Raw genomic sequence first — 21,925 nt, 5'->3', positions numbered from 1 at the left:
TGCGGTCGGATGACGACCCTCAACAAAAGAGGAGTACACAATAAAAGGCAACGCATACAGCGCAGAACTGGCCGCGGCCATGGAGGCCGGCTTCGTAAAAAACTACTACACCGGGGAGCACTGCCACAGCCTTGCCGACGCTTACATGGCGTCCGTGCCCGAAAACTCCCTGCCTGAGGACCTTGAGGAGCGCGAGGAGTACGACTGCCTGGTCCGGTGGTCCCTGGAGACAAGCAACGCGTCGCCGGGAGAAGTCGTCAGGACGTTCAATTACATCCGAGTAAAGGCAGTGCGGGTCGCCATGAAAGTAGCGCAGAGGCGCGGCGAGGTAGGCGAGCACGATTTACTTGATTAGGTTCGGGGCCTGACGTCGCACACCGCACTGGGGCGTCTGAAAGGACTTGCACAATACAAACCCAACTGGGCCACCGAACTTGCGGCATGACAGAACCCTCGGCTTACGAGCTCGAAGCATGGCGCAACGTTCAGCGGTTCAGAGGCCGTCGGGCCTGTAGTTTCGGCGATGAAGAGGAATTTCCCCATGTAGTTCTGGTCTCCGGCGGGCTCGTACGTCCAATCGAGGCGTTCGTGTCGGTGATCTTCCGCCTGGCCACGCACTCGGCAAAAGCGCGCGGATCAGCCATGGCTGCGACGCCGAGCTTCCGCTGATGGGCCGCTCGCTGCCAGTACGAATTTCAAGGAAGCTCACTCCACAGGCAACAAGAGCCAGCCGACGGGTGCGTCCAGCCGAGCTTGAGACGCGATCTGTCCCGATCCTGGCCCCTGCGCAGGGCAGGCGTTGATGAAAGACGCGAGAAGGAGCGTCGGTCGTGTACTGCCCGAGTCGTGCAGCTTGAGGCGCTTTAGTTACCGAGCCGGAACAAAGCTCGGATTCCTTAGATCTCCACTAGGTCTTGTAAACACAGCCGCGACTTCGTCGAGAATTAGCTTCTAACTGATTACATGGGTGCATGAACATCCACTTACACCAAATGTCCTTGGGTGACTTGCTCGTGCTACGGAGCGGAATCGACGAAGAGATTACAAGCCGCGGCCATGTGCGAACGTCTTCATCACTTGCTGGCGAGCTTATTGAGCGGACCGTCGCCGTGGCATACAACGGGCGGCTGGCGCCGGTTGGGACGAAATCCGTGGATGTGATTACTAGTGACGACCGGGGGCTCCAGGTCAAGATGAGATCGCTTCCGAAAGGAGACCTCAGGCACTGGGCCTTCAAGGAATTTGAATTTGATGCTGCCATCGTTGTGGCCATAGATCGGGCGACTTGGATGATTGATTGGGCGCGCGAGCTATCCAGGGATGAAGCAGAGTCAATAGCTAAACCCCACAGCCAAGGATGGCGGATACGGATGGCCGCGGCTCGAACTTCCGGCCTAGATGTGACAGGGAAGCTCCAAACTGCATTCCAGGAACTTACCTAGTCCGCAGGTCACGTGCCGGTCGGGATCGAGCAGCGGGTGTCCCTGACCCGCCCACCTATCCGGGTCAGTGTGCCAATAGGTTGATCTTTTGGGGCGGGGATACCCAAGCTTCCCTGTGGGCGCCTACCGGCTCAGGCGGTCCTGGTTGACCCCAAAGTGTGGCCACGGTGTTGTTCCCGAGGACGTTTGACGAGCCGTTGCGTCGTTTGAGCCAGGACCGTAATCGGGAGAGTCCTTTTCAAGCCACTCAAGTCGATAGCCCTGCCGGTTTTGCGACCGCTGAGCAGTAGTCCAACAAACCCCGGAATCACGCTGGTCCGTATCTGGCGATTCTCGCCGGGAGCTAGCCTGCCGCACCGACCACTACGTGCTGAACTAGGTGCCAATCAGAGCTTTCAACGCAAGCCCAGGGCTCGGTGTTATCCGCCCCCTTCGGGGCGCCTGCCGTTAAACCATCGGAGGCACGCCGCGCAGAACGCCGGGGGCTCGTGAGCTGCGGTGAGGGGGACCGGAAATCCGTAGTCGTTCAGGCGCTGCGGTTCTGTGTTATAGAGCTTCCTGGTGTCCGTTTTGCAGAAATACTCGCCGCCCCACTGGTGGATGTCGTGTACGGGGTATTTTTGAAGAGTCAGGTGGCCTAACTCTTCAATTATGCGTTCCAGATGCGCAGCATTGGCGCCAGTCCTTTGCGCAATGTTGAAGGTCAACTTTCCGGACTTAGGTGATGAGCGCCTCAAAAGAACGTGAGTCTCGCCATAGGAAGTGGCAACTGCGGCGCTTTCCACGATTCCAAGGATGACGTGAGGTTCTCCGTCAGAAATTCGCCAACCTGACGATGCTTCCCTGTAATGACCGCCGGAAAACAATCTAAGGACCTCAAGACCCGTCATCGGGGAATCACGGGGGGCCAGTGCCGCAGGAATCTTCCAAGATTTGAACACCTGAGAAGCATTAATGTGGATTACGACCAAGCTAAACCCGTCAAGATCGAACACCAACGACGGTATCTCGTCAATCTCGAAATAGGTTCCAGGCCCCCTTCGCCCCTCCGCTGATTTCCACGCCGACATTACGGTACTGAAAGCGGGTGCGGTAGTCGTGTATCGATTAAGCATTTTGTTGTTCCAGGCGTTCCGCCTGGCGGTAAGCAGATGGACATCTGATCTGCGGACGTAGGCCACAGGAGTGTCCAATAAGTGCAGGTCTCGGAGGAGCGACACGGGCTTGATCAGCATGGCCTAGCCTTTCGTGAGAAGCAACGTCGAGGACAGTGCCGCTAGGCCCGCATGGGGCGACTCGGTGAGACGAGACAGAAGGTTCCTAGGTTTATCGCGGCAAACTGCGCGCAAGGCAGCGAAATTGCGTCGCGAGGGCTGTGCACCCGTCGGCAGCTTGTTCTGGCCGGCCAAGATCCTCAGCTTGTGCAATACATCCGTTAGCGCACCAAGCTGAGGGGTCGAGGCAGCAGGCCTCACCGCAGCCGAACCGTAGGTAGCTTCTGGCATGATTGTTGCCCCCAATTTCAAAATTCCGTCCCTGAAGTTTACGGCCTGTCCTCCTTGTTCCGACACTGGTTCCATCTTAGGACTGGAACTATAAGCGGGTCCTGGTGCCCAGGATTAGGGCACCTGAAGGTCAATCATTCGCCTTCCGGTTCCGAGCACGGTTCGTTCCACGGCGGCTGCTATATCGACGATCGGGAGGTCAGCTTTCTGGTAGCTCTTCAGCTTTGCCAGTTCATCTTTGGTATAGGTCTACCCGTGCCGCGAAGCAGAGCTCTCATAGGACACGCGCTGTAGATCGATACCCGAAACACTGTGTAGGGCAGCTAGTCCTCTAGAGTCTCAATGACGGGCTGCAGGTTGGTTGCCCAATCTGCGAGGGGGGTGTCGTGTGGCTATTGATCGCGAGAAGGGCGTCAGAGTTGTCACCGTTGGTGAGCTATTAGATGAAGGACTGACGATCCCGTCCTATCAAAGGCCCTACAGCTGGGAACCTGCCACTGCGCTCCAACTTTTCGACGACATCCGTGAGGCATTCAAGGCAGAAAACGCTGCGCCGAACGCTTTGCCACATGCGGACCAGGTTCAATGGCCTTCGTATGTGCTCGGCGCCGTTATCCTCCATAGGGACAACGAGAATGTTCAGATCCACGTTGTCGACGGCCAGCAGCGTCTCTTGACCCTGACAATATTGCTGGATCTACTTGATGAGGCGAGCGAAGGCCATATCGAGGTCCTGCCGATCGAGCAGGAGGACCCAGCCGCTCGCGTAGTTCGGGTCCGTACAGAGTTGGCCCGTCGTGTCAGACACATGGAGGAGCCAGCTGAAGCTTTTGCTGACTTCATCCGTAGCACCTGCGAAATCATTCGAGTGGAGACGGATGACGCGGACGAGGCTTTTCGGGTTTTCGACTCACAGAACTATCGGGGCAAGTCCCTGCTGCCACACGATTTGCTGAAGGCATACCATCTGCGCGAGATGAGCGACGAGTCTGACGCTATGCGAGAAGCCCTCGTCGAGGGTTGGCAGAATGTCCCCGATGCAGAGCTCGACCGGCTCTTCTCAACGTACCTTTGGCGTATCAAGCGGTGGACGCGTGGACTTTCGGCACCAACTTTCTCAACGCGATACATCGACTCCTTCAAGGGCTTGACACCCAAATTGGCAAGCACGCCCGCCGCGCGCTACCACCTCGCTGCTCAAACCGCCGTGCCTATGCTCGCGGCCTGGGTTGAGCACTCCGATGAAGCGAACCGGACGACCAACCGAACGCGCTTCCAAATCGACGCACCCGTGGTCGCAGGACGGTCCTTCTTCGAGATGGTTACGTTCATGTTGGCAGAATTACGAAGACTCCGCGAAGAGGGCTTCGATGAACAGGACGGGAACGAGGGCAAGGAAAAGTCTTGGGGCCACTTCGCGTCCACGGACGACGACTTTCGCGAGCTCCCATCGCGAGCAAGGTATCGATACGTTTCCGAGCTTTATCTGGCAGCACTGCTCTACTACACAAACAAATTCGGCGAGGTCGAGATTCGCGAGGCAAAGAGCCGGTTGTTCACGTGGGCCTACACCCTCCGGACGAGCTACCAGCGGCTTCAGCTAGTCACCGTGAACAACCACGCCAGTTCCATAGACCACAGTGCATCGGCTTTCGTTCTTCTTCGGAGTGCTGAGACCTCGACCGAACTTCGGCGGTTACGCGTCGAGGTCAAAGGACGAGACGACATCCCAAAGCATGAGCAGGATTTGATGCGGCTCTTGGATAGGTTGGCCGGTTGATGATCGAAAAATTAGCAGCGAATTTGTTTACGGTCGGCGAGCTCTTTGATGAGGTGAAAACGCACTACGAAATTCCAATCTATCAGCGCAACTATGCCTGGGGCGTTGAGCAGATCGAGCAACTCATTGATGACGTGTGGGCGGCAGCACAGGCGGAAGCTGACGATTACTTCTTAGGTAATTTGATAGTGGCCCGGAAGCCTCCCGACCTCAGGAGGGATGGCGTGACCTTTGAGGTCGTTGATGGTCAGCAACGACTGACAACCCTGTTGATGCTATTGACGCACCTCGGAGTCGCTCCGAAGGCGCAACTCACGTATCAATCTCGGAGGAATGCGACCCAAGCGCTGACGCGCCTCACGACTTCGGACGATGACGAAGGTGCCGGCATCCACCTGGGCTTTCAGGTGATCAAGTCGCGCATGGCGAAGTTCAGGACCCCCGAAGAACGAGACACTTTTCAGAGATTCCTGGAGGATAACGTGCAGCTCGTGCGAGCGATTCTCCCTGTACAGACCGACTTGAATAAGTACTTCGAGATCATGAACACCCGTGGCCAGCAGCTGGAGCAGGTCGACATTATCAAGGCGCGACTAATGAGTTACCTGCGCAACGAGGCGGGGGAGGTTGAGGACGATAGGGCTTGCCTCGCGTGGGTCTGGGACGCCTGCGCTGAGATGAACTCGTACATTCAAATGGCGCTGACTCCAAACAACACCGACTTGCGAGACAAAATATTTAGTCCGAGATGGGACGGCCTTACGGTTTCGACATTCGATGACCTGAGCCTCATAAGGCCGCAGGCTCACGCCCGGAGCGGCGTGAGCCGGAGTGCGGGCGTGAGCTTGGGCGAAGCGCTCCGGCTCTACGCCAGAACCCCTGCGGGGCCAACCGAGGAAGACTCCGAAAGTCGCAGGTTCGAGTCCCCCATCAAGTTCCCAACTCTGCTCCTTCACGCGCTAAAAGTTCTGAGGGAGAAGGACGGCGAGGACGACGTCGATGGCCACCTCGACGACGGCAAGTTGATCAAGCTTTTCGAAATCGATTTCAAACCTCTCTCCGAGACTCAGCGGTCGGACCGGGTCAAGCGGTTCATCGAGGTTCTCCTGCGATGCAAGTTCGTGCTGGACAATTACGTTCTCAAGCGTGAGTTCACGGCAACCAACGCTGACGACGGCGCCTGGTCTCTCAAACGCCTGACCCGGGGAGAGTCAGCCTCTCAACAAGGCAATCGCAATACGGTCAATGCGCGCTTTCCCAACGCCTTCTCGCCCGACAGAGCGGAGTGGGAAGACACCCCCGTTGACGATGCAACACGCGACGTGCTGCTGCTTCAATCAATGTTCCGAGTCACCTACACCTCTCCGCGGACAATGCACTGGATCACGAGAATCCTACGCGAACCGATCATCGGCCTGACGCAGCAGGACGCGGCTCAATCGATCCTCGCCGTCTTAAGGACACACGCGCGCCAGAAGGTGCAGCAAGCATTCTTTGTCGGGTCCCAGCCAGCCGGGTTCAATATTGAGCGGATCGTGTTCACCTACCTTGACTACCTCTTGGCAACGGAGGGTGCCGGTCCCGACTCCCCGGCCGACCCCAACTTCACTTTCGTGTACCGGAACTCCGTAGAGCACTTCTTCCCTCAGTACGCCAACCGGGACGATGACGGCTGGGAACTGGTGACGCCTGATGATAAGGAGCTCCACATGTTCGGAAACCTCGCGCTAGTCAGTGTCAGCACGAACTCCAAATTCAGCAACAACCTGCCCCCCTACAAGGCGAACAAGACAGAGATCGTCAGGCAGAGCACTAAACTTCAACTAATGTCGGACTTGGTCAAGAGCGGAACCATATGGGACAGAACGGCGATTCGCCAGCACGACCGGGCAATGGTGAACGTGCTCCGCGAGGATCTTCGAGAGGCTGGCTACGATGTTGACATCCACTCTGCGGGGATCCTTGACGAGGCCGTCCTAGCGGATTGACCCGTTTCGGGTCTCGCAGTCGCAGAAGGCTCAATGACAGCGGCGGCACGAAGAAATGTTCCTCTGACCACATGCCGCTGATCTTGGACATCGCCCAGTAACACGTTGGGTCAGGCGCCGGCTCAGTAGCCTTCCTTCGCGCGGTGCAGAATTGCAGGCGCCAAGTGCAGGCTTTCCGCGAGCCCCGCTTGGACTGGCCTCCGGGTCTTTCCTTCGGGTGTAGAAAAGGACCATCTTGCCTGTCCCTGGAGAGGCGGAACCAGGCCAATACCACCGCGAAAATAGCCGACAGGAAACGGTCCTCAGGACCAAGTAGCCTGTCCATCTACACTCGTGTGACCCAAGCGAAACGACCCCGCACGCTCTTGCATGCGGGGTCGTTTCTGCGGAAAAGAGAATCCACTCGGCCAGCACCTCCGCCGGCCGTGCCGACGGCCCTAATCTACGAAGGTGACTTGCACCCCGAGTGATCCGCACAGGGTAGTCAGAAATGCCTTGGTGTTTTCGGTGGCCCGCTTCCGCAGCTCAGAGCCCTCCGCAGCGGCGGTGAACTTTGTCTCGGCGAGCTTGTACAGTTTTGCCTGGTCCGGCGCGGCAAATGCATCGGCGATCCCGTCAAAGATGCCGCGCTCTTGATCGAACATACGGGACCGCTCCATGTCGAGATTGGGCTTGTCGAGCTGAGCCTCGGGCAGGCGCACCGTGACCGATTTTCCGTCAGGGGACAACTTCAAGTCCTTTTCGTTGAGTCCCGACAGGTCAACGTAAGCATCGACGGTGCCGGCCGCGACAAATAGCGTGCGCCGTCCAGCGATAAAGCCGGGCACCCATGCGGGGGTGTCGTCGGGCTTGAACTCGACAACTACCTCCATGTTGCCGACGGCGGCGTGGTATCGGCTGGCGTTCTTAATCGACATCAGGACTGGGCGGTCCCCTTCGTTCCCGCCCGAATGGAACGGATTGAATCCAAACGCGTTCGCCGCAGCCACTCCGCCTATCGCGACTAGTGCGCCAACTAGCAAAAGTGCTATGCCTCTCTTCAACGAAACCTTCCGGCCGGAACCCGGCGGTGGCGGAGTAACCGGATTTGCATTGGATGTTGCTGTGGTTGTCATTGCCCCATTTTTCGTATTGTTGGTCGCACCGCCTGACAGCGGAAAGGTTGGTCTAGTAATCCTCGTGGCTCAGCTAAGCGCGGCGGTCAATGGTGAAGCGCTCGGAGGGGGAGACCGCGTCTGCGGTGACCTTCTCCTCGGCGGACCGGACAGAAAGTAAGGCAACGGCGCTAACAGCCAGCACCGCTGCCAGGATAATCCTTGTCCTACGCTTCACTGTGTTCCCCAAAACGGTCAGTTCCAACACGCTCGACCCCGCTACGCCGGACGCGTGTTTGACTGCATCGTATCCTCAAACAAGCCTTTGACTTCGGAATGGCGGACCTTTCAGCCGCCGCGGGCCTTCTTCGTTCCCTGGATGGATTTTGGGACTCCGGCGGCTACCTCCGGGGCACCCCGGCGGCGGCCTCGGCTGCAGTCAGCGCCTGGCGGAACTCCGCCACGGCGGACCGGTAGCTGGCCGTGTTGGATTCTGACTTCGCCTGCTCGGCGTTGCGCCTGGCCCTGATCATGGCCGCGGTAGCGGGGAAAGCGGCGTCGGACATGGCCGGGAAATCGAACTGCAGTTTCGGGTCAACTTCGTAGGCCAGCCACTGGCTGTCGAGGAGCTTATGCTGTGCGGCAACGGAGCCGAAGGCTTGCGCGTCAGCCAACGACAGCCCGCTTAGGTTTCCGGAGGCCAGACCCGCGGCTTCCTCCGCATTTCGAGCCGCCTCTTGCTGGCGTAGCAGTGCCTGTTCGGCGCCGAGCCCCCTGGAGTCCTTGAGCCTGTGCTTTAGCACCATGTTGTTCTCGTAAACCCGGATTTCCTCCGGCGTCATACGGTCCAGCTCCGCAGAGGTTCTGCTCACCACATCGCTTGGGCCCCGCCGGCTGGCGATGCTGCTGACCGGGATGGGAAACAGGAACCTGCCCAAGAGAAACCCCACGACCAAGACACCAACGACTGCCCAATCCGGCAGGGTTGCTGTGCCTGTTGACCCGGCCAGGAAAAAGGCGCCCAGATTCGTCAGGGCCTGGCCGGTGGTGAAGGTCAGTCGCGTCTTTCCGAGGCGTCTAACCCTGCGGTGCGTGGTGAGCTGCCGGGCGTGAAATGACCGGGCACTGGAGATCCAATCGCGTGTTCGTTTCACCAGTTGAGGGCTTTCAGTCATGATCCCGAGGGTACCGGTCCACACAGACACTCTACGGACGTCATCCCGCGGCCGGCCCGCAGTCCCACCGGTGAGCTCTTCGAAAACCGAAAGGACCCCCACTCAGACGCGTGCGGGGTCCTTTCTTTAGCCGGCGCAAGGGAGGGCGGCTGGTGTCCGGCGACTGTAAGACTTATGTGCCGAGGAAAGTGACGGCCCAGGCCGACTCGGAGACGGCATACCGTCCGGTGCCGGCCGACAGAGCTGCGGATTCCGCGTAGGGGTCGCTCCCGTCAGTCCAGTCGGTGATCCGCAGCATTGAGGCGCCAGCGGCCGCTTCGGCGTCGGGCCGCTTGAGCCTCGGGACGATCAAGCTCGGAACGATCATGGCGGGTGCGGCGTCGACGGGGATCACGAGGATGGTGATGCGTTCAGTGATGGCCACCGGTGCATAGCCCGGGAGGTACAACAGGCCCGGCCCGGGAGTGACCAGAAGCCGTCGAGCCCGGCATCATGGGCGGCGTGGGCCGCTCCCCGGTCAACCCATCGTGCGTCACCGGGGTGCCTGGCTGAGGAAGGCCGTGATGTGCTGCGCCATGGCCCGGGCTTGCGTCCAGTGGAGGTAATGTCCGCCGGGGAGCACAACCACGGCGTGATGCCTGACGTTACGCAGCCGTTCCTCGTGGAGGGCCTGCTTCGGAGGGATTCCCTCTCCGGCCAGAAACGTCAGGACGGGGAGATCGTCCGCGTAACGGAGACCCTGCACCGTATGAGCATTCTCCGCGATCCGGTTTGTCTCGTCGCCGACCGCGGCATTGCCGAAGTTCCAGCTGCTCATCCGGCGCATCTGCTCACGTTCGGCCGCCGAGTAGCCGTCGCCGTCCGGTTCGACAAGAGCGGGGGCAAGGGCACTGGCCCAGCGAACAATTCCCGTGGTGGAGAGCAGGCGGCCCCAGTTGACGCCGTCCGGAGCGGCGCTGGCGTCGGGATGGCCGGCGCCGGCGGCCGGGACCGTGGGATCTATTCCGATGACTGCCGAGACTTCCGTCCGGTACTGGTTCGCGTAGTAGAGGGTGTATAGACCGGCGATGGAATGGCCTGCGAGGATGTAGGGTCCGCCGACGTGCATTTTCGACAGCGCTTCATGCAGTTCCGCGGTGATGTTCTCAACGGTCCGTTCCTTGGGGGACATGTCGCTGTACCCGTAACCGAATCCCTCCACGACCACAACGTCGTAGCCGCCGAGCTCGCGGATGAGCGGGGCGAAGTCGAGGGCCGGCGCCGCAGTGCCCAGCCCGCTCATCAGCACTATCGTCTTGCCGGGGCCGACCGTGCCCGCGCCCCTTTCGCCAGGTCCCCGGCCGCCGGCGGTGCGGTAGACGTTCAGCGTGCCGTGGCTGACCGGCACCCTCTCGCCGTAGGGAGCGATCGAGGAACGTTCGGCCTTCTCGATCACCAGATTGGTTGCGGTGGAGGCGGCTGCCAGCGCTGCCAAGGTGGCAAGGGCGATCCAAATCTTCCGGATCCTGCGCGATTTTCCGCTGGGGGCGGTGGTGGTCATGACATGTTTCCTTCTGGGCTGGCGGCACGGCGGGGTGCGGATGCCGTTGCGGGTGTTGTGGACGGTGCTTTGCGGATGGCGGAGCGGATCAGTCCGGGCAGCGCGCCGATGCCGACGGCGGCGGCCACCGCCAGGGCGCTGAGCCACAGTGAGCGGGTGTCTGTCGTGTCGGTGTGCAGCCGGAGCTGGGCGGTGGGGTAATCGATGAATTTGGCCGTCGAAGTGGCCGCGGCGCTGCCTGCACGCCGGGACAAATCCTCGAGGGCGGCATCGAAGGCCGTGCCAGGGTGCGACGGCGCCGGCAGGGCGGTTGTGCTGAGGGCCCGTTGCGCTGCCCACGTGGTGAGCCGCGGGTCGTCTGCGGCGCTTCCGGGCAGGATCAACCGCTCCATCGCCGGCCAGCCAGTGGACGGAGGCGCTGTGAGCAGAACCATCCCGTGGCGGGTTGTGACAGACGGTGTGGCGGCGACAGCAACCGTTCGTGCGGCACCGGAGACGGCATACACCTCGAAGGGCGCGACGGCGTCAATCTCGCCGATGCCGTCGGTCAGGCCGACGCCGACGGTGGGCCGGAACCAGGGGAGTGCCGCATTGAGCGCGACGGGCGCGTCGCTGGCGCTGAAAGCCTGTTCGGTAATGGCCGTGCTCCCGGTCGGTGACCAGCCCGGATAACCGACCTCCGCGCCGACCCGCGCAGCTTCCGCCGGCCCGGCCAGGTCATGGATAAGCTGCAGTGCCCCGGGGATGCCGGACGTCACGCCGGCCGTCGTCGTCATCGGGCCGTCCTGGACGAAGCGCTGACCGCCGATCCACTGCACGCCGGGCCGGCTCTTTTGCAGTGAGCCGATCCGTGACCAGTGCGAGGTGGCGCGGTGCCCGTCGAGCACTCCCGCCTCGGCGAGCAGCACGGACCCGGCGCAGATCCCGAGGATATGGATGCCCTGGGCGGATTGCCGAACGATCCAGGATCTTGTGGCGGCCTCGCTGTCTCCGGTTGGGTCCTCGACCGCGGGCACCACCAGCAGGTCCGGTGCGGGCGTCGTTCCGCTGTCCACCTCGGCGAAAGTGCTTGTCGGTACGACCGCGGGGCCACCCACCAGCTGGACGGGCAGCCTGGCTTCCGCAACCGTTGTCACGGCGAATTTGGGCGACCGGGCGAAAACCTCGTAGGGGGCCAGTGCATCGGCCGCCTCGGTCCCGCTTCGGCCCAGAACGATGGCAACGTGGATCGTTCCGGCCGCCGGCTTCGGGGCGTTGGGAGCAGGCCCAACGGGACTGGCGTTCGCAGAGCCCAAACCGAGGTCGTGCCTGATCACGGCAGTGCCGGCGAGCAGGACGGAGGCGAGGGCGGCACCCGCGAGGGCGACGGCCAGGGCGGCGTGGCCCAGCCGGTGCAGTGTCCTTGGATATTTGCGCATAGCCCAACGCTGTCAGCTTCGGTGCTTGGGGGAGAGTGGTAAAAATACCTCCTATGAAAAGGATTCTGCTCCAGCAGGTTCCGGAGCCCGGCTGGTGGGTACAGTAACTTCATGCATCACGTGGTTGCGCTGGCGTTGCCCGGGGTCGTCGCCTTCGACCTCGCCATACCTGCGCAGGTCTTCGGCCACGAGGACGAGCGGGAAAGGTATTCGTTCCGAATCTGCGCGGCGGAGCCCGGCATGATTGCCACGACGTCGGGATTCCCTGTCTACGCCGCAGCGGGACTCGATGCCTTGGCAACTGCCAATACGATCGTGGTGCCGGGATTCGAGCCCCTCAACGACCCCCCTGCAGCTGTAAGCGACGCACTTCGTCAGGCGGCCGCCGGCGGGGCCCGGGTGGTCTCGGTGTGTACTGGTGCCTTTGCGCTCGCAGCTGCGGGGCTCCTGGATGGCAGGCGGGCAGCCACCCACTGGAGGAATGCGCAGCAGCTCCAGACCCTGCACCCCGCGGTGACCGTTGACGCGGAAGTCCTGTACGTCGACGACGGCGCCATCAGCACCAGCGCCGGCGTCGCCGCCGGCATCGACCTGTGCCTTCACCTGGTCCGCAAGGACTATGGAACAGAAACGGCCAACCGCATCGCCCGGCGCATGGTCGTTGCGCCGCACCGCGAGGGCGGGCAGGCCCAGTTCATTGAACGTCCCGTTGCTGTGCCACTGGCCCAGTTTGGCCCAACATGCACCTGGGCGCGCCAGCACATGGCGGAGCCGCTCTCTGTGGGGGACCTGGCCGCCCACGCCGGATGGGCGCCAAGCACCTTCGCCCGAAGATTCCTGGCCGAAGCAGGGACGACGCCGCTGCGCTGGCTGACCGGCCAGCGGATTGCCGAGGCGTGCCGACTGCTGGAAACAACCGATCTGACCATGGAAGCGATCGCGGCCCGGTGCGGGCTGGGAACGACGGCCAACTTCAGGCTTCACTTCATGCGTGAGCTCAACACGACGCCGTCCGGTTACCGGCGTCTTTACCGGGGCCGTGACCGTACCTAGGCAGGGACTGGGCTCAGGTATACACTTGAACCTTCAAGTAAATCCGGCTAAGCTGAAGTCATGACTTCGACACTCGACCGCCCTCCGGTTCTCTTCCTCAGCCATGGCGCGCCGCCGCTGGCTGACGACGCCACGTGGACCCGCGAACTCAAGAATTGGTCCGGCACCTTTGACAAGCCCAAGGACATCCTGATGGTGTCCGCTCATTGGGAAAACGCCCCGGTCACGCTCAGCGCCACCAAGCGAAACCCCGGACTGGTCTACGACTTCGGCGGCTTCGCCCAGAAGTACTACGACGTCACTTACGACGCGCCGCAGGCTCCCGAGCTCGCCACCGAGGTGGAGAAGCTCGTGGCAGGCCACGGCCACCACGTCGAACGCGACGAGTTCCGCGGCCTGGACCACGGCGCCTACGTCCCGCTCAAGGAGATGTTCCCGGACGCTGACGTACCGGTGGTGCAGATGTCCATGCCCACCCTGGATCCGCAGGGCCTGTTCAATCTGGGCAAGTCGCTGGCGCCGCTGCGCGACCGCGGCACGCTGATCGTCGGCTCCGGCTTCACCACGCACAACCTGCGCTGGTTCAACCCCGCCGGCGGACCCGACAGCACCCCGCCGTCGGTCTCCCGGGAGTTCGATCACTGGGCCGAGGAAGCCGTGGCGCGCGGCGACGTCGACTCCATCCTGGACTTCCTCCACAAGGCTCCGGCAGCCCGCGAGGCGCATCCCCGCAGTGAACACTGGGCCCCGCTGTATGTTGCGCTCGGAGCGGCCTACGAGTCTGGCGACCTGAACGCCAAAACCGCAATCGACGGATTCTGGTTCGGACTGTCCAAGCGTTCCTGGACCCTGACCTAAAGGTCCGGCCCGGCTGCCGGTAAGGCGGCCGGGCCGGACAAGAAGGCTCAGGCGTAGCGCAGGCTCAGTATCAGCGCCTTGAGCTGGGCGTACTGATCGGTCGCCATCCAGGCCTTGGCTGCGCCCTTGTTCGGGAAGCCCGGGTCGTTGAAGTGAACACGGGTGAAAAGTCCGCCGTTTGCTGTGGGGACGAGATTGCACCAGGACGAGACGCCGTCGCCTTCTTTCAGCGACCGGGGATCGGCGAGCCCCATGAAGTAGGCGTCGCCGTTGCCAGCGGATTCCGCAACGAAGCCGAAACCGGGTTCCGTATCGTTCGGCCCCGCCATTCCGGGAACCGCGGCTTGGTCGAAGACCTGTCGCGACACGGGACCGCCCGTGCAGCCGGCGTTGACGCCGTTGGCCAGGGTGAGCAGATCGTTGCCCGCAGCGTCGGCGACGATCGCTTCAACTCCGGGAAGACCGGCCTGCGGGAGTATGGTCCGCACCGTCCAGGCCTCCGGGTAGGCGAAGGAGATGTGGCCATCCGGGAAAGTGAAGGTCTTCAGCGCCGGGGACGCGTGCTTCGCCGATGGGGCGGGAGCCTTCGACGCCGGTACCCCGCCGGTAGAGGGGGCAGTCGGTGACGACGACGCCGGTACGTTCAGTGTTGCCGTGCGCTCTGCCGTGTTACTCACGGCAAGGTCCGGGGCTGTGGCAGGAGTTCCGGGCTGCGACCCGCAGCCGGCCAGGACGAGGCTGGCGGAGATTCCCGCCATGGCGACTGCCGTGAGGAATGCGGCGCGGTGTGAATTCATTGTGTAACCCCCAAGTTCTGTGACAGCGGGCTGAATGCCCGCTTGAAAACAAAGTTTCCGGAATGTGGCCAGGAGTTACAGGCGAGGCCAAGTATTTACCCTGTGCGTCGTTCGCCGTTCTGGCCCCGACCCCCTTGCGTGACGAAGTGTTCAACCCTGCGGTCCGGAACGAGCCAGATCAGGGCCACCGCCGTGTACAGCGCAAGCCCGAGCAACGGCTGCACGGACGCGGTAGCTATGCCCGCCAGGTAGATCAACGGCGACGCCTTGCCCTTCCAGTCCCTGCCGATGGCGCGCGACAGAGCGCCGTCCCGGCCCTGCCGGCGGATCAGCGTCTGCTGCAGGACAAAGTAGGCGATGGCTGCGCAGAACAAGTTGATCCCGTAGACCAGCACCGGTACCTCGACGAAGCCCGACTCATCCATCCAGCGGGTACTGAACGGGAACAGTGACAGCCAGAACAGCAGGTGCAGGTTGGCCCAGAGGACTGAGCCGTTGACTGAGTCGGCCAGGTGGATCATGTGGTGGTGGTTGTTCCAGTAGATACCCACGTAGACGAAGCTGAGCAGGTAGCTGAGGAAGGTCGGCAGGACGGCGGCCAGGCCGGACCAGGTCGGTTCCTCCGGCGCCCGCAGTTCCAGGACCATGATCGTGATGATGATGGCCAGGACGCCGTCGCTGAACGCCTCCAGGCGATTCTTATTCACAACGTTTCCTCCATTCAAGTCATCATGCTCGCGGCAGACTCCCTGGGCAACGGCGATGTCGGTCGGAGCAGACGACGGCGGCCTCTCGCCCGCCACACGACGGGAGAGGAACTCCTCCACCACTGCGGCGTGCATCGACAAGGGCAAACTCGGCGTCGCGACGGGCGAGGGCTTTTACCGGTACTGAGTCTTACCGGCGCCATAGCTGCCGCAGGTGTCAGCCGCGGCCGTTCGTGTCCAGGACCGTGACGCTTAGGGGCATGCGGTTGGCCCGGCGGAGCCGTCCGGCCAGCACGTTGCGCACCCCACGGGTCACCATGGTGGTCTTCGTCAGATACCGGAACTCGGCCGTGTCCGATGTTACGAGATCGAGGAGGGGGCGCACGGCGTCGTCGGGCGTCTGTCCCCACAATCCGACGACCACCTGCAGCGCGCCCAGTCGATGGTCGTACCCCTGCTGGGACGTGACGTGCCCCAATAGGTCCGTCACCACCAGCCCCGGGTTCATGCCATGCACCCGGACGCCGGTGCCTCTGGTCTCCAGCCGCAACGTCTGGGTGAACTGCCGGACCCAGCACTTGCTCGACGCGTAGGCATTCTGCAGCGGCACGGGCCCCCGGTCGCCTTGGCCGTAGACGTTGACGAGGTCGCCGCGGCCCTGGCCGAGGAACACCGGCAACGCAACTCTCGACCCGTGGAACGTGCCGAGGATATTCGTGCGCACCACCCGCGTGAAGTCGTCGACCGGCGTGGACGCCGTAGGCCCGAAGACGCCGGAGACTCCGGCGTTGTTGACCCAGATATCGAGCGTCCCGCGGCTTAGCGCCTCGTCGCGAAGGGCCTCCACGTCGGCGAGCTCCCCGGTGTCGCAGCGACGTCCGGACGCCGCGATCCCTTCCGTCCGCAGCCGCGCCACTGCGGCGGCGACGTCGACGTCCGATCTTGACGCAAGCACCACCGTCGCCCCCTGGTGCCCCAGCAGGCGCGCCATGGCGAACCCCAGACCGCGTGTCGAGCCGGTCACGACCGCTACGCGTCCGTGGAGGACGTCTCGTTGCGAGCTCATGCTTCTCTCATACGCGCAGCGGCTGCGGAGAGCAAGAGCTGTCGTCGGACTCCGTGCCGAGGTGGAAACGAGGCTTAGGGCTTGGTCATGGACGCCGGCGGCGGAGGAAACGGCGCGGCCGGGTAGAGTCCCGCCACTTGGAGCATGTAATTCGCCCACTGCGGACCGGCGAGCATGTATCCGTCAACGGCCTTGTAGAACTTGCCGTTGATGGTGACATTTTGGCCCGGCCGTTTCTGGCCCGCCAGGGTGTCCCCGAAGAAGGACGCGGTCGCCAGCCCGGAGGTGTAGCCGACCACCCAGGTGGCGCCGTTGGTGTTGGAAGTCCCGGTCTTGGCCGCAGCGGGCACATGGTTCTGGACCTTGGGTTCGATATAGATTCCGGACCCCCGTTTCAGCACGTCCTGGAGCACCGAATTCACGCCGCGGGCTACCTCGGGCTTGAGCGCGTTGCGACATTCGCTGACTTGGGCCGGGAGGTCCCGACCCCCTGCATCCTTCACGGCGGCGACGGCGATCGGGGCACAGTACCTGCCGTCAGCGGCAAACGTGGCAAACGCGTTGGCCAGGTGCAGCGGCGCCACGCCGATGGCCCCGAGCAGGTTGCCGAGCTGGTGCATGTTCACCGGGGCGTTATCCACGCCGCTGTGGAGTCCGACGGCATCCACTATTTTCTGGATGCCGCAGAAGTCCAGTTGGGTGGCTTCAGCGAAGGTTGCGGTGTTGATGGAGTTGTAGAGCCCGTAATTGACGGGCATCCTGCGGTAGTAGCCCTCGTCGTTGTTCTTAAGATCCTCCGCGGCGCCGAGGGCGGCCTGCGCCGTGTCGTAGGCGCCCAGGACCTTTCCGCAGCTGGACTTCCAAGGAAAGTCCAGCGGATAGCGCCGCCGGGAAGCGTCCACAACAGCCACCATCGACTTGCCTTCATTGAGCCACTCCGCAAAGGTAAACGGCTTCATGGTGGACCCGGGTTGGAACCCGCCGGCGCCGTTGAGGTCGTTCCCCTTGGCGTCCTTGGAATCCACATTGAAGTTCAGTTGCGTATCAAATTTCCCCGGCTCCGGGAGAAAAACGGTATTTTGCGCCATGGCAACGATCCTGCCGGTGCCCGGTTCGATGGAGACCAAGGATGCGCCCCACTTGTCCGGGTTGGCCCCGGCCGTAGCATCGACCTGTGCCTGCGCTGCCCCCTGCAGCCTGCTGTCCAGCGTGGTGGTAATGGTCAGGCCGCCGCGGTACAGCTTCTTCTCCCGATCCGCGGCATCGACGCCGTAGGCCGGGTTGTTGAGGATCAGGTGGGCGATGTAGTCGCAAAAGTACGGCGCGATGTCCGCCGCTGCACAGCCTTGTTTCGCGGCTGTGAGCTTCAGGTCCACGCCGACGGCGACGGCGGCGTCGTGTTCGGCGTGGGAGATCTTCCGCTCGCTCAGCATCTTGTCCAGGACCTGGTTGCGGCGCTTGAGGGAGTTTTCCGGATGGGTGGCGGGATCGTAGAAGCTGGGGCTGTTGACCAGGCCGGCCAGCAGGGCCGCCTGCGGCAGCGTGAGGTCTTTGGCGGTGGTGCTGAAGAAATGCCGTGCCGCGGCCTCGATGCCATAGGCGTCCCGGTTGAAGAACACGATGTTGAGATAGCCTTCGAGGATCTGGTCCTTGGTGTAACGCTTTTCCAGCTCGATGGCTACCTTCATCTCGCGCACCTTATCGCCGATACTCTTCTGCCCGCTGAGGATGACCTGATCGGTCTTGTCCGCGGACAACAACGATTCATTGGTGACGTTCGTGACGTACTGCTGGGTCAGCGTGGAGGCGCCTTGCCGGCCGCCGCTGATCAGGTCGAAGGCGACGGCGCGCAGAATACCTTGCGGGTCGACGCCGGCGTGCTGGAAAAAGCGGCTGTCTTCGATGGCGACAATCGCGTCCCTAATGTAGGGCGACATCTGGTCCAGCCTCACCCTTACACGGTTCTCCGCGAAGAAGGTGGCGATCGGTTTGCCGTCCGCGGTCAGCACTTTGGTTGCCTGCGACGGCGGATCCACCTTGAGTTCGGAAGGGAGGTTGTTGAAGAAGATAATCGACCTGCTGACGGCGAGGCCGGCGGCGGCGACGCCGGGGATGGCCAGGCTGGCTGCGAGGACTCCGCTGAGGGCGCTCACGGTGAGGAATCCGAGGACCCTCCAAAGGGTCGCGGCCACACGAGATCCGATTCGTTTCTTCGGCGCCATTTTCTGACCAGCTAGTGCGCTCAAAACCTGTGCCCAGACTACGCCGCAGGCCGTGTGACGGCCAGACGCGGGCCCCGGTCAGGAAGCATTGCCCGCGGGCGGGGTGTCGGGGCCTTCTTCTGTGTGGGAATTCTTGACGGGCGGGCCGTCGGTCTAGCGAGAGCTATCGCTTCCGGACAGGACCGCAGGGACCCGGGCGAGGAACTCCTCTACTACTTCGGCGAACTCGTCGGGCCGTTCGATCTGGGGCATGTGTCCGGTCTTCGAGAAGACGTACGACTCGGCGTGCGGGAAGGCCTTGACCGCCGCCGCCAGATGGCTGTGGGGGAGGATGTGGTCGTGGGTTCCCCACACCACAAGCGTGGGAACGGCCGACTGCGCCAACGCCTGGATAAGGGCCGTCCGCCATTCGGCCCGGACGCCGGAAACGGTTCCGAGGTCGCGGGCGACGTCGAGCAGTGTCTTGCGGTGTGTGGCCCGCTGCGACAGCGCGAAGGCATGGCCGACGCGGTCACCGGTCACCAGTTCCTTGTCATAGAAGAGTGCCTGGACCGTGCGGTGTGAAGCCGCCTCGTCGGGGTGCATGAGGAGTGCAGCGAGCGGCCTGACCGCGAGCAGGCGCAGCACCAGTGCGACCTCCTTGCCGAAACCCGCGCTGTTGGCAAGGACCAGGGCCGAGACGCGGTCCGGGTGGTCCGCAGCTAGCTTCATGGCGACGGCGCCGCCGAGCGAGTTGCCCATCACGGGCAGCGGCTCGTGCACCCCAAGAGCGTCGAGGAAGCCCGGGAGTACGCCCGCAAGCTTCGCCAGCGTCGCCTGCCCCGGAACACGGTCGGAATAGCCGAAGCCGGGCAGGTCCACGCTGATGACGGTGTGGCGTGCCGAGAGTCGCTCGTGTTGCTCGTTCCAGTCCTCCAGGCTCTGGCCGATGCCATGCAGGAGCAGCACGGGGTTCCCGTTGCCGGTTTTCCGGGACCGCAGCCGCGCACCGCCGGCGTCGACGTATCCGGCGCCGGGCAATGCCAGCGGGTCCCGCGGCCGGAGTGCCGTGCCGCCGGCGGGCTGCACGCGTTGGCCCCGCCGGCCGAAACGGACCCGGTCCGTCAGCCGCCCTGCGCGCAGCAGGGCGAAGTCGCGGAAGTAGTTCTGGTGCAGCCGCCAGGGTGAGCCCGCGCCCTGCCGGGGCAGCTGACCTGCCCCGCGGAAGATGTAGCCGGCCTTCAGGTCAATCAGGGAGGACAGCTCACCCTGGGCCACCTCGGCAGGCGCGGCCGGTGCCACCCACTGCAGGTTCCGGCGGTCGAGGTACTTCAGCACCCGGCAGACGTACCCAGCCACCAGGTCCGCTTTGAGCGTCCAGGAGGCGTTGGTGTAGCCGACGGTGAGCGCAAAGTTGGGGACGCCGTCGAGCATCATGCCCTTGTAGGTCAACGTTTTGCCGACGTCCACGGGGTCGCCGTCAACGGTGAGCGTCATGCCGCCAATCACCAGCAGGTTCAGTCCCGTTGCCGTGACGATGACGTCGGCCGGGATCGACCCGCCCGAGGCTAGGTCAATCCCGTCCGGGGTGATCCGCGAGATCGTGTCTGTCACGATCTCGGCGGTGCCGGCACTGATCGCACGGTAGAGATCGCCATTGGGGATCGCGCAGAGCCGCTGGTCCCAGGGCTCATAGGACGGCGCCAGGTGCGTGTCGACCGCAAAGCCGTCCGGCAGTTTGGCGATGGCCGACTTCCGGAGGATTGCCTTCATTGTCTCCGGCCGCCGTCGGCTGAGTTGGTAGGTGAACATCGAAAAGAGAATGTTCTTGGCGCGCACGACGTCGTACGCCAGTTGCGCCGGCAGCTTGCCTCGGAGGCGGTCGGCCAGGTGGTCCCGCGACGGCACGGGGGCGATGTAGGTGGGGGAGCGCTGGAGCATCGTCACCTTGGCGGCCGACTTTGCCATCGAGGGCACGAGTGTCACGGCGGTGGCCCCGCTGCCGATGATCACCACCTGCTTGCCCGCGTACTCGAGGTCGGCCGGCCAGTGCTGCGGGTGGACGATCGAGCCCGCAAACGTCTCGGCCCCCTCAATGGCCGGGGTGAATCCCTCGTCGTAGCGGTAGTAACCGGAGCAGACGGACAGGAACGAACAGGTAAACGTGACAGACTCGCCGGGGCCGGACGCATCGTCAGCCCGGTATTCTCCGCCCGACGTCGGGACTGCCGTCACCGTCCACAGTGCGGTGTCGCTTGACCATTCGGCCGAGATCACCCGGTGATTGAGCCGGAGCTGCGGTGCGAGGCCTTCGTCGGCAACAGTCGCCTCGATGTACTCGCGGATGGAGTCGCCGTCGGCGATGGCCTTGGCGCCGGCCCAGGGCCGGAAGGAGTAGCCGAGCGTGTACATGTCGCTGTCGGAGCGGACGCCCGGATAGCGGAAAAGATCCCAGGTGCCACCCACCGCGCCGCGGGACTCAAGAATCGTGAAGGTCTTTCCGGGCAGCTCGCGCTTCAGCCGGCTGGCGAAACCTATGCCGCTTAGCCCGGCGCCGACAATCAACACATCCACGTGTTCGCTCATGAGACCAAGCTATCGACTCGGAGTTGAGAGAGTCAACAGGGTGTTGAGTCGTGGGGCTAGGATGGGCCCATGGTTCAGCGAGGACGACGCAGCACAAGGGTCTCGGGGGATGAGCGCCAAGACTCTATTCTGCTCACCGCCGAGGCGCTCCTCGGCGAGCGGGCTTTCGACGAGATCGCGATCGAGGATCTTGCCCGGGGCGCCGGCATCTCACGCCCTACTTTCTATTTCTACTTCTCCTCCAAAGACGAAGTGCTGCTGGCCCTCCTCGACCGAGTGATTACCGAGGTGGAACACCGGGTGGGCGCACTGCCGCGGGATTTCGCGAGCGACCCCGCTGGCGCGTGGACGCGCTCCATCGGCATGTTCGTCGAGGTGTTCGTGGCCCACCGCGGCGTCGCCAGCGCGGCCATCGGAGCGCGCGCCCGGAACGAGGCGGTGGGTGCGCTTTGGTCCAAGTCGATGCAGTCCTGGGCCGACTTCTCGAGTGACGTGATCCAGTCCGAACAGGATCGAGGGGCTGCGCCACAGGGGGTCGACGCGCGGGACCTGGCGGTAAGCCTCAACCTGATGAACGAGCGGGTGATCACAGCGGTTCTCAACCATGAAACGCCCGCCATCGAAGAATCCCACGCCCTGGATGTGCTATCAACCATCTGGATCCGCAGTATCTATGGAACCGACAACCCCGGACGCCGGTAATGCCAGCGTCGAA

General features: G+C 63.0%; 20 protein-coding genes. 9 read left to right on the top strand and 11 right to left on the bottom strand.

Going from position 1 to position 21,925, the window contains the following annotated elements:
• Positions 1 to 79: 79 nt before the first annotated feature.
• The 3 genes from FFF93_RS09505 (at position 80) to FFF93_RS09500 (ending at position 1,442) form a co-directional block, all read left to right on the top strand.
• Positions 80 to 355: a hypothetical protein gene (locus tag FFF93_RS09505; RefSeq protein ID WP_138769122.1), complete on the top strand. Its 276-nt coding sequence runs from the start codon at positions 80 to 82 to the stop codon at positions 353 to 355.
• 86 nt (positions 356 to 441) lie between these two features.
• Positions 442 to 669: a hypothetical protein gene (locus FFF93_RS17045; RefSeq protein WP_138769123.1), complete on the top strand. Its 228-nt coding sequence runs from the start codon at positions 442 to 444 to the stop codon at positions 667 to 669.
• Between the two features lie 302 nt (positions 670 to 971).
• On the top strand, positions 972 to 1,442 hold the full coding sequence (locus FFF93_RS09500; RefSeq protein WP_138769124.1) for a hypothetical protein: 471 nt from the start codon (positions 972 to 974) through the stop codon (positions 1,440 to 1,442).
• A 419-nt stretch (positions 1,443 to 1,861) separates the two neighbouring features.
• On the opposite strand, the gene FFF93_RS09495 is transcribed toward FFF93_RS09500, so the two are convergent.
• Entirely contained in the window at positions 1,862 to 2,677 is an 816-nt protein-coding gene (locus FFF93_RS09495) for a hypothetical protein (protein ID WP_138769125.1), read from the bottom strand.
• Positions 2,678 to 3,335: 658 nt separating this feature from the next.
• On the opposite strand from FFF93_RS09495, the gene FFF93_RS09490 reads away from it, so the two are divergent.
• Positions 3,336 to 4,727 carry a DUF262 domain-containing protein gene (locus tag FFF93_RS09490; RefSeq protein ID WP_138769126.1) on the top strand — a complete coding sequence of 464 codons (1,392 nt, stop codon included), beginning with the start codon at positions 3,336 to 3,338 and terminating at the stop codon, positions 4,725 to 4,727.
• Positions 4,727 to 6,715 carry a DUF262 domain-containing HNH endonuclease family protein gene (locus FFF93_RS09485; RefSeq protein WP_261375424.1) on the top strand — a complete coding sequence of 663 codons (1,989 nt, stop codon included), beginning with the start codon at positions 4,727 to 4,729 and terminating at the stop codon, positions 6,713 to 6,715. Before FFF93_RS09490 ends, FFF93_RS09485 begins: the two co-directional genes overlap by 1 nt.
• Before the next feature lie 437 nt (positions 6,716 to 7,152).
• Here FFF93_RS09485 and FFF93_RS09480 read toward each other — a convergent pair whose 3' ends face one another.
• The 5 genes from FFF93_RS09480 to FFF93_RS09460 form a co-directional block, all read right to left on the bottom strand.
• The gene (locus FFF93_RS09480) at positions 7,153 to 7,830 is read right to left on the bottom strand and encodes a DUF4230 domain-containing protein (protein WP_138769128.1); all 678 of its coding nucleotides are present in this window, start codon (positions 7,828 to 7,830) and stop codon (positions 7,153 to 7,155) included.
• A gap of 380 nt (positions 7,831 to 8,210) precedes the next feature.
• Positions 8,211 to 8,984, bottom strand: coding sequence for a hypothetical protein (locus tag FFF93_RS09475; RefSeq protein ID WP_138769129.1), 774 nt, complete (start codon positions 8,982 to 8,984; stop codon positions 8,211 to 8,213).
• 172 nt (positions 8,985 to 9,156) lie between these two features.
• Entirely contained in the window at positions 9,157 to 9,408 is a 252-nt protein-coding gene (locus tag FFF93_RS09470) for a hypothetical protein (protein ID WP_186372124.1), read from the bottom strand.
• A gap of 108 nt (positions 9,409 to 9,516) precedes the next feature.
• Positions 9,517 to 10,524 (bottom strand): alpha/beta fold hydrolase, encoded by a 1,008-nt coding sequence (locus tag FFF93_RS09465; RefSeq protein ID WP_138769130.1) that lies wholly within the window; start codon positions 10,522 to 10,524, stop codon positions 9,517 to 9,519.
• Complete coding sequence (locus tag FFF93_RS09460) at positions 10,521 to 11,942, bottom strand: DJ-1/PfpI family protein (RefSeq protein WP_138769131.1); 1,422 nt, start codon at positions 11,940 to 11,942, stop codon at positions 10,521 to 10,523. Before FFF93_RS09460 ends, FFF93_RS09465 begins: the two co-directional genes overlap by 4 nt.
• 111 nt (positions 11,943 to 12,053) lie before the next feature.
• Here FFF93_RS09460 and FFF93_RS09455 point away from each other — a divergent pair, with 111 nt between their 5' ends.
• A complete protein-coding gene (locus FFF93_RS09455) occupies positions 12,054 to 12,995 on the top strand; it encodes a GlxA family transcriptional regulator (RefSeq protein WP_138769132.1) in 942 nt (313 codons plus the stop codon).
• A 60-nt stretch (positions 12,996 to 13,055) separates the two neighbouring features.
• Positions 13,056 to 13,853 carry a dioxygenase gene (locus FFF93_RS09450; RefSeq protein ID WP_138769133.1) on the top strand — a complete coding sequence of 266 codons (798 nt, stop codon included), beginning with the start codon at positions 13,056 to 13,058 and terminating at the stop codon, positions 13,851 to 13,853.
• A 47-nt stretch (positions 13,854 to 13,900) separates the two neighbouring features.
• Here FFF93_RS09450 and FFF93_RS09445 read toward each other — a convergent pair whose 3' ends face one another.
• Positions 13,901 to 14,650: a hypothetical protein gene (locus FFF93_RS09445; protein ID WP_138769134.1), complete on the bottom strand. Its 750-nt coding sequence runs from the start codon at positions 14,648 to 14,650 to the stop codon at positions 13,901 to 13,903.
• A 95-nt stretch (positions 14,651 to 14,745) separates the two neighbouring features.
• Entirely contained in the window at positions 14,746 to 15,357 is a 612-nt protein-coding gene (locus FFF93_RS09440; protein WP_138769135.1) for a TMEM175 family protein, read from the bottom strand.
• A 55-nt stretch (positions 15,358 to 15,412) separates the two neighbouring features.
• Between FFF93_RS09440 and FFF93_RS17130 the strand changes: the two genes are divergently transcribed.
• Positions 15,413 to 15,544: a hypothetical protein gene (locus tag FFF93_RS17130; protein ID WP_261375051.1), complete on the top strand. Its 132-nt coding sequence runs from the start codon at positions 15,413 to 15,415 to the stop codon at positions 15,542 to 15,544.
• A 30-nt stretch (positions 15,545 to 15,574) separates the two neighbouring features.
• Here FFF93_RS17130 and FFF93_RS09435 read toward each other — a convergent pair whose 3' ends face one another.
• The 3 genes from FFF93_RS09435 to FFF93_RS17125 form a co-directional block, all read right to left on the bottom strand.
• On the bottom strand, positions 15,575 to 16,423 hold the full coding sequence (locus FFF93_RS09435; RefSeq protein WP_138769136.1) for an SDR family oxidoreductase: 849 nt from the start codon (positions 16,421 to 16,423) through the stop codon (positions 15,575 to 15,577).
• 74 nt (positions 16,424 to 16,497) lie between these two features.
• Positions 16,498 to 18,645, bottom strand: a complete 2,148-nt coding sequence (locus FFF93_RS09430) for a transglycosylase domain-containing protein (protein WP_138769137.1) — start codon at positions 18,643 to 18,645, stop codon at positions 16,498 to 16,500.
• A gap of 153 nt (positions 18,646 to 18,798) precedes the next feature.
• On the bottom strand, positions 18,799 to 21,210 hold the full coding sequence (locus tag FFF93_RS17125) for an alpha/beta fold hydrolase (RefSeq protein WP_138769138.1): 2,412 nt from the start codon (positions 21,208 to 21,210) through the stop codon (positions 18,799 to 18,801).
• A 69-nt stretch (positions 21,211 to 21,279) separates the two neighbouring features.
• Here FFF93_RS17125 and FFF93_RS09420 point away from each other — a divergent pair, with 69 nt between their 5' ends.
• Entirely contained in the window at positions 21,280 to 21,912 is a 633-nt protein-coding gene (locus FFF93_RS09420; protein WP_138769139.1) for a TetR/AcrR family transcriptional regulator, read from the top strand.
• Positions 21,913 to 21,925 lie beyond the last annotated feature (13 nt).

It is taken from the genome of Arthrobacter sp. KBS0702 (assembly GCF_005937985.2).
GTDB lineage: Bacteria > Actinomycetota > Actinomycetes > Actinomycetales > Micrococcaceae > Arthrobacter.
Note: the sequence above shows the minus strand (reverse complement) of the source record. Positions and strands in the feature narration are given on the sequence as shown.